General features: G+C 37.6%; 7 protein-coding genes. All 7 read left to right on the top strand.

Annotation, left to right across the window (positions count from 1 at the left end; all coding sequences use genetic code 11):
• Positions 1-800, top strand: an 800-nt coding sequence (locus QZZ35_RS07685) for a glycoside hydrolase family 16 protein (protein ID WP_291236868.1), incomplete at its 5' end; no start/stop codon positions are given.
• 15 nt (positions 801-815) lie between these two features.
• The gene (locus QZZ35_RS07680) at positions 816-1,505 is read left to right on the top strand and encodes a polyphosphate polymerase domain-containing protein (protein WP_291236867.1); all 690 of its coding nucleotides are present in this window, start codon (positions 816-818) and stop codon (positions 1,503-1,505) included.
• A 13-nt stretch (positions 1,506-1,518) separates the two neighbouring features.
• On the top strand, positions 1,519-2,181 hold the full coding sequence (locus QZZ35_RS07675; protein ID WP_291236866.1) for a DUF4956 domain-containing protein: 663 nt from the start codon (positions 1,519-1,521) through the stop codon (positions 2,179-2,181).
• 15 nt (positions 2,182-2,196) lie between these two features.
• On the top strand, positions 2,197-3,567 hold the full coding sequence (locus QZZ35_RS07670) for a CotH kinase family protein (RefSeq protein WP_291236865.1): 1,371 nt from the start codon (positions 2,197-2,199) through the stop codon (positions 3,565-3,567).
• 15 nt (positions 3,568-3,582) lie between these two features.
• Entirely contained in the window at positions 3,583-5,721 is a 2,139-nt protein-coding gene (locus QZZ35_RS07665) for a hypothetical protein (RefSeq protein WP_291236864.1), read from the top strand.
• A gap of 301 nt (positions 5,722-6,022) precedes the next feature.
• Positions 6,023-6,247 carry a hypothetical protein gene (locus QZZ35_RS07660; protein ID WP_291236863.1) on the top strand — a complete coding sequence of 75 codons (225 nt, stop codon included), beginning with the start codon at positions 6,023-6,025 and terminating at the stop codon, positions 6,245-6,247.
• Between the two features lie 4 nt (positions 6,248-6,251).
• Positions 6,252-7,640: a glycosyltransferase family 2 protein gene (locus tag QZZ35_RS07655; RefSeq protein ID WP_216402211.1), complete on the top strand. Its 1,389-nt coding sequence runs from the start codon at positions 6,252-6,254 to the stop codon at positions 7,638-7,640.
• Positions 7,641-7,733: the final 93 nt, after the last annotated feature.

Genomic DNA, 7,733 nt, shown 5'->3' with positions numbered 1-7,733 from the left:
TTTTAATATTCGGAGTTTTATTTATCGTGATTGCCGGTTGCTTAATTGGAACCAGTTTATCCCATTTAGAGGATGAAGATGTCATTGTGATGGATGAAAATGCAGAAACAGTTGAAATGGAACAGCCGTCCAACACAGAATTTTCTGAGGTTTCTACAGATGCTGTGGAAACCTCGGAAGACGATGCGATGTTTGTTGCCGTTGATGCTTTAAAATCACCCAATAATGAGATTCAGCAGTATATTTCTTCACAGGTACAAATTGACGAGACGCATATTCGCATGACTGCTGATAAAATGGGAGAGGTATATCTCTCCGGAAAAGCAGAATCCGTATCTGCTTTTCGTTATGGAAGATTTTCTTTTCGTGTAAATACTATGAAAGGCGTAGGATTGTTTCCTGCAATTTGGATGTTGCCATCCGATACCAATTCCGATTATCCGGAAGTAGATATTTATGAACTGATTGGGAATGAACCCAACATATTTTATGGAGTGCTACATTACATGGAGGAAAGTGAAAAATCAAGAGATTTTTTTAGACATACCTTTCCAGTTGATAAAATACCGGAAACATACCGTATTACATTTGAATGGACGCAGGAAGAAATGATCTGGTATCTGGAAAATGAAGTAGTCTATACGATTCGGGAGAATGTTCCAGATGAACCGATGTATTTTATTTTTAATCTTGCGGTAGGAGGAGAATGGCCCGGAAGTCCGGATGCTGATACTGAATTTCCGGCGATGTTTGAGGTGGAGATTTTGGAATTTATGCCGCAGGAAATTTATTCGAGATGAGGAAGGAATAATATCGTGCAGGTAAAAAGAACCGAGCAAAAATTTATATTAAACAGTCAGGAACGTGTTCTTGCACAAAAGAGCATTGGCGCAGTTATGCCGAAAGACCCCTACTGTGTTTCGGCGGACGGCTATGAGATCCGATCGCTTTATTTTGATACCTTTTCTGATCGAGCTTGCGCTGAAAAAGAAGAAGGCTTGCAAGAGCATGAAAAAATTCGGGCAAGGATTTACGGAACGAATGACCGTATCATAAAGTTGGAAAGCAAAAGGAAGAATGGAGAATTACAAACAAAAGACAGTATGTTGATCGATCGAAACACATTGGAAAATTTATGTGTCGGAAATTACAACGTCCTTTTGCAAAGTAATGATCCGCTGGCCATGTATTTTTACATAAAACTTTCTCAGGGGATGGCACCGAAAGTGATTATACAATACAAAAGAGTGTCCTACTGTGCTGCCGGTAATCATACGAGGATTACATTTGACACCGATATACGAGCCACTGAGAGCAATTTTGATTTGTTTCAAGAGAAACTGCTGACTTATCCAATTCTTTCGTCAGATCAGACGATTATGGAAGTAAAATATAATAACTTCCTTTTTGGATATATAAAAGAGGCGTTAGCCGGAGTAAAAAAATCCACCACATCTTTCAGTAAATATTTTAACGGAAGAACGTTTTATAAATACATGATATAGGGAGAGAGTAGAAATGAAGGAATTTATTGTTGAAAATCTTTTAGCGGGAAGTACTGTGTCTTTTTTTGATGTTGCCATTAAGCTTTTTATGGCACTTGTGATTGGGGCTACTATCTATATTGCATACTATTTTACATCAAGCAAGGTTTCCTATAACAGTAACTTTAACCTTTCACTGGTTGCTATGGCGATCATCACTACAGCGATTATGGCAGTTATCACGAATAATATTGCTTTATCTTTGGGTATGGTTGGTGCGTTGTCAATCATTCGTTTTCGTACAGCTATCAAAGACCCACGTGATGCCATGTTCATCTTTTGGAGTATTATGGTTGGCATCTGCTGCGGAGTTGCACAGTATGTGATTGCGATTGCCAGCACGGTGGTTCTCTTTTTATTCTTTATTCTTGCAAAAGCTGTCAAAGAGGAAAGAAGATATATTTTAATTATTCGCTGTGAAGTTGATGCAATGGAATATGTGAAATCGGTTACCTACCGCTATTTCAAAAACAGCCGAATCTCAGTTCAAAATACAACCAGTGAATATGCAGAATTTATCTATGAATTGAAACAATTTGAAAAGACCAAAACAGATGATTTTCTCAAAGAATTGTATGCTTGCAAAAAAATTGAGTGTGCAAACTTTGTTTTACAGGAAGATAAAGCAAGTGTATAAGGGAGCGATTCTGTTATGAGAAGAAAATGGCTTATGCTTGGTGTGGTGCTTACTTTATGTGTGATAGTTGCGCTCCTGCCCCTTTATCCTAAAGTAGATACCTTGGTTGTTCATCAGCATCAAAGTTTCCCTGCGGAAAATAAAGAAATCATCGGTTTTGATGACAACGGTGTTCTGACTTCCCATCTGCCGCTGATTGTTTTAAAAGCGGACGGCAATGTGATTCCGGGTGCAGATAGGCCTACCGATCAGGAATTATACTGTGAATTTGCTGTGATTGACAATAACAATCACTTAAACCGTTCAGACGATGCCCCAACCCAAACCGGCAGAATGGCGATTAACGTTCGTGGAAATTCTTCACGTTATTTTCCCAAAAAACAATATGCAATCCGAACGGTAGATGATGCCGGCATTCCGCAGGAAACAGCTTTTTTCGGTATGCCGGCAGAAACCACTTGGGTACTAAACGGAAGCTATATAGACTATTCCCAAATTCGCAACTACATGATGTATAATATTTCTTCTGAAATTATGGATTATGCACCTCAATGCCGACTTTGCGAGGTGTTTCTGACAAATGCAGACGGTGAGTTGGAATATCAGGGGCTGTATACCATGATAGAAAAACCAAAGGTTTCGAAAGAACGATTGGACTTGACACCCTACAATCCGAAATATACGGAAACCTCTTTTGTTGTGCAGATGAATAGACGGATTGATGATGCAAGGATCGATCATCTGAAACCGGATGATGTTGATGTGTATTCTGCCAATTTGGAATATCCTGATGTGGAAAAGATTACGGATTCCTCATTGCAATATATACAAAAAGAGATACTCCAATTTGAAAAAACACTTTACGATGCGGAGTATTCCGATAATTGGGAAAAGGTGAATCAACGCACCGATTTGGACAGCTTTGTAGATTATTATATTATCAATGAATTTTTTCAGAATTATGATGCCGGAACACGCTCCACCTATCTCTATAAAAATTTAGGCGGTAAATTTTCTATAGGACCGGTGTGGGACTTCGATGCTGCGTTTAATAACTATACGGGAATGAATTTTACTCCTGATCTGATAGAAACAGGTGCTACATTTTACTATTTTTATCTTACTCATAATCCTGAATTTGTGAAACGATGCTGTGAACGCTATAAGGAGCTTCGCAAGACGGTTTTATCGGAAGAATATCTGCTTAAATATATAGACGAGAGCAGTATGTACTTAGGCAGCGCAGTGATTAGAAATTGTGATAAATGGTATGATGGAGATTATTCTCTCTATTATGGTGATATAGAAAAGATGAAAACATTCGTTATAGAAAGAGGCAAATGGATGGATGAGCATTTTAAAGAATATATAGCGATTGTAAGGTAAGCGAAGATGAAGAACATGAAAAAAGGATTTACAATCAGCGTCATGACAGCTGTTTTGTGTATTATTTGTATATGCTTGATATTTCATTGTTTTGATGGAAATAAAAGTGAAAAAGATAATATATTCAGAACCAATCAGAAAAAAATAGAAATTCTGCAAGATGGAAGCTGGACGGATTTTGAGATAAAAGGCGTCAATATGGGAACCGGTTATCCGGGAGTGTTTCCAAATGAATTCGGTATCAGTGAGGAAACCTATGCTCGATGGTTCAACCTGATCGGGGAAATGAATGCCAATACGATCCGGGTTTATAAAATACAATCGCCATGGTTTTATAAAGCCTTTGCCCAATATAATGAAACTCATGAAAATAAAATTTATCTCGTTCAAGGTGTAGATTTTAGTGAGGATTTGATGTTTTCGGAAGAAAATTTGCTGAATCCGAAGCAGAAAAACAAAGTCTTTCAAGAAACCAAAAAGACAGTTGATGCATTACATGGGGAAAATATAACGTTTGATACAGACACAGGAAAAATGTATTACTATAGTAATGATGTTTCCGACTATGTATTAGGATATGTTTTAGGCGTGGAATGGGACGAAATGTTTGTAGATTATGTATGTCGTTTTAATGAAGGGATTGCGCCTTATCAAGGAACCTATATATCCAGTAGGCAGGAGGCAAATGCCTTCGAGATTTTCTTCTCTCAGTGGGGAGATTATCTTTTAAAATATGAAGATGAAACTTACGGAACCCAGAAACTTCTCTCCTTTGCCAACTGGCCGGAAACAGATCCACTGGTAAATGAGGTATCCCCCAAACTATCGGTTGCATCAGTTACAGAAAATACAGAAGCCTTTATTGACCTTGAAAATCTACAACTTTCCGATAAGGTGGAGAGTGGGATGTTCGCTTCTTATAATGTCTATCCCTACTTTCCTGCCAGCCTTCAGTATGGAAAATATACGGAGTATATTGATGACGAAGGTAATCGAAATCCCTATCGGAAATATCTGATGGAGCTTGTTGATCATCATTCCTGTCCGGTTATTATCACCGAATACGGAGTTCCTGCTTCCAGAAGCCCAGCATATAAAGATGTGTGGAGAAATTTATCGCAGGGTGGAAATAACGAAACCGAACAAGGTATTGCCTTGCTGAAGATGTATGAGGATATTCAGAAAGCGGGTTGCGCTGGAGGGATGGTATTCACATGGCAGGACGAATGGTTTAAGCGTTCATGGAATGAAAAAAATTTGTCCGATCCGGATGGCAGAGCAAGCTGGAGTAATGCACAGAGTATAGAGCAGTTTTACGGATTGCTTGCATTTGAGCCGGGAGATGGCAAGGCTGAAAACTATCCGGATGGAAAAATTTCAGAATGGTCGAAAGAAGATGTTGTATTAGAAAATAATGATACGAAACTCAGTATGAAATCGGATGAAAAATATATTTATTTTATGGTGCAAGGGTTATCTGATATTAAAAGTGGCAATTCTATTAATCTTGCACTGGATGTTCTGCCAAACGCAGGAACAACCTATACAAAAAACTTAGACTTTGCCATCCCGGTGGATTTTTTGATTCAAATCAATGCAGAAAAAGGCAGTAAGCTATTGGTTCATGACGATTCGGATTTGGCTGTTTATTCGATTGCGATCAAAAACAAAAGTGCGGCAGTTACCGATATTTATAAAAAAGCTGAGGAATTGATGCTGCCGTTGAAAAATAATACCGATACATTTCATGTTGCTTCCAGAGCAAGTGGCAGTGTAAATAACTTCCTTTTGAATGAAAAGCCTCTTGAAAAGGTTGGGATGTTAAAGCATGGGAACGCTAATCCGAACAGTGAGAATTATGATTCCAACGCAGATTACTGCATCAACGGTGATATCGTAGAGGTTAGAATCCCGTGGGCGCTTCTGAATTTTTATGACCCTTCTAAATGTATGGTAATTGATGATTATCACAAAAACGATTTTAATATCAAGGGTTTGAAAATCGAGGAGATTTATGCGGCTGTCTACTATGACAATCAGGAAAGCGTGACTGATTTCGGTACATATAAATTAAAAGGCTGGAAAACCCCGCAGTTTCATGAACGGTTAAAGGAATCATACTATCTGCTTCAAAAAGCGTTTGGAGGTGACTGATATGGTGATTCATAATTTTTATATGGTTATATTGTATACTCTATGTGGATATAGTTTACTTTGTTTATGTGTTAAATTGCTTTTGGATAGGAACAGAGAAAAAAAGGCAGAGAAAAAGAAAAAAATAATTTGTGATTTTTTCCTTTTTCGTTCCAAAAAAGAACCTGCAGAAGCATCCCTCATTATGAGGTTAGCACAGGACGATTTCCTGTTCGCTTATATCTGTGAATGTTACATAAAACTCAGTTCGCAATATACATTGCATAAACAACAAAAAATGTCAAAATATATGCAGTCTCTTATGGAATATAAAATTGACTCTCTGGTAAAAGAGGATGTGCAGACACGATGTTTGATTTTGAAATACCTATGTCAAATGGGAATTCATTCGGATACAATTAACCAATTCATCTATAAGTGCAGTCAGCAATCTAAGCTGGAACAGGCATGGGTAAAAGCAATTGGCCTAAGCGAAAATAAAGTTTCCGAAGAAGTTCCTGTAAAGGCTGTGTGTAAGGTGGGATAAAAAGATGATGCTGATTTATATGATACGTGTTTTATTTGTCTTGTTTTTTGTATATACAGTAATCTATCTTTTCCAAATGGGAATCAGTCTCTGTATCTCGATTTATCGCCTTGAAAAATATAAGAAAAATAAAACGCTTAATCGAGAACTATTTCCCACCGCATTTGCCAAACGGATTCCGGTTAGCGTTATTATTCCCGCATACAACGAGGCGGCTTGTATAACAGAAACAATCGAAGCTTTATTTGAGGAAGATTATCCGAATCTGGAAATTATTGTAGTAGATGATGGCTCAAATGATAACATGGAATCTCTTGTAGTAAAGAGATTCGGACTGATAAAAGAACCTGTTTTGTCTGAATTTGAATTGAAGGCAAAACCGATTCTTCGTCAATATCGAAAAGTATTTGATGAAAAAACGCTTATTTTTATACATAAGGAAAACGGTGGAAAATCAGATGCGCTTAACTGCGGACTAAATATTTGTCATAGCCCATACTGCGTTATGCTGGACGCTGATACAAAAGTTCAACGAGGCTCCATCCGCATAATGATGAGTTGCTTTTTGATGAATCCCAAAACCATTGTTTGTGCAGGTGCTGTTGGCAGTGAAAATTTGAAAAATTATCCAAAACTTACTTTTTTGAAGAAAGCACTGGTTGTTTTCCAAATATTAGAATATTATCGGACATTTTATATGCAAAGAATAATGTTCGATCATATCAATGCGAATATTATTGTCTCCGGTGCGTTTGCCATGTTTGATACTGATTTAGTGAAACGGGTTGGTGGCTACCAAGTAAATACAATTGGAGAGGACATGGAACTGACCATGCGTCTCCATGCGTTTTGTGCTTCACAGGGAAAAGAATATCACATCGCATATGCTCCGGAAGCAAAGTGCATGACGCAGCTGCCGTTTACATATAAAGACTACTATCATCAAAGGCGGCGTTGGCATATCGGGCTGCTGCAAAGTATGAAATTTCATAAATATATGCTTGGAAATAAAAATTATGGATGGGCTGGAATCACATCCGGTACATTTTTCATTTTGTATGAACTTCTTGCACCGTTTTTGGAGATCATTGGGGTGGCTACCTTAATCGCAGCCAATTTACTGGATATTTTGAATCTTCAATTCACCATACAGGCAACTATCCTATATACGTTGATTGTTATATGGATACAGGCAATTCTTGTAAGTGCTGTTAATCGGTATAAAGTGGAACCGATTAACGGCAAACAGCGATGGATTTTGTTTCTGATTTCTATATTTGAGATAGTATTTTTTCATCCGCTCAATATTGTAATAAAAATAATAGCGACAGCTATGAACTATTGGCACAGAAAAAGCTGGGAACATATTCAGCGTATTGAAACGAACCGGTAAAGACTTTTTGATTCTTTATCACATCCGCTCAGAGATTTCGAAGATAAGCTAAATAAAATAGCTATAAAAAATCCATCAGATTTCATTTTTCCT

This window comes from Frisingicoccus sp., assembly GCA_016298055.1.
Taxonomy (GTDB): domain Bacteria; phylum Bacillota; class Clostridia; order Lachnospirales; family Lachnospiraceae; genus Frisingicoccus.
The sequence above is the reverse complement of the archived record's forward strand: the minus strand, read 5'-3'. Positions and strand labels throughout refer to the sequence as shown.